Annotated in this window: 2 protein-coding genes; both read left to right on the top strand. The window is 51.9% G+C overall.

The window, feature by feature from the left end:
* Positions 1–447 (top strand): hypothetical protein (locus MO867_RS22420; protein ID WP_252473300.1); only part of this gene is annotated, 447 nt, incomplete at its 5' end.
* A gap of 101 nt (positions 448–548) precedes the next feature.
* On the top strand, positions 549–676 hold a 128-nt coding region (locus MO867_RS24250; RefSeq protein WP_373565932.1), incomplete at its 3' end, for a putative holin.

Raw genomic sequence — 676 nt, 5'->3', positions numbered from 1 at the left:
AAACAACCGGGTATCAGCAGCCTGGTTGCCAATGGAAAAGAGCTTTCCAACCAGAGCGTGTTTTTCTCCAACCCACGGGGAAAGAACACCCGCAAGGAAGACCTGGAGAAGTTCTGCGAAGCCGCTGGTATGCACCTAGTAGGTGTGAATGTTAACCAGCACGATTTAAAAAATCTTGATACCCGAAGCAACGCATTAAAAGCACTGCGTACCCCGGCAGCCCTGACTGCTGCTTGTGGCATTGGAACCGCATCAGGCTGGGCAGATTTGGAACAAGCCATTTCCAATGGTGCATCGGCATCTACAACCCTCAAGATTGTGGGCATTGGCGTTGCGGCTTGCTTGATTGCTGCCGATGTCTGGTCAAAAAACAGCGGCTACGCGCGCAATATGAAAAATGCGGTGAGTAATACTTGGGGTAGCGGCAACAAGCGCTGGGCCGCTTAAAAACATCATGTAGCTTTTGCCCCCGTTCAAAAGACGTTTTCCCTCGCGCCCCCGATTATGGGGGCGTTGTGTTTCTGGACTTCCAAAACCTGGAGAACGTCATGAGATTGCCCCGCCTGTCATTCTGGCTGTTGATGGCCATAGCGCTGTTACTGGCCATAGGGTTTTTCAGCCCGCAGCAGTTACCCGTAGTTCTATATAAAACCGCACTGGTCACTGGTGCCGTGGT

The organism is Microbulbifer okhotskensis, assembly GCF_023895975.1.
Taxonomy (GTDB): Bacteria; Pseudomonadota; Gammaproteobacteria; order Pseudomonadales; family Cellvibrionaceae; genus Microbulbifer; species Microbulbifer okhotskensis.
This window is presented reverse-complemented; position numbering and strand designations above follow the sequence as displayed.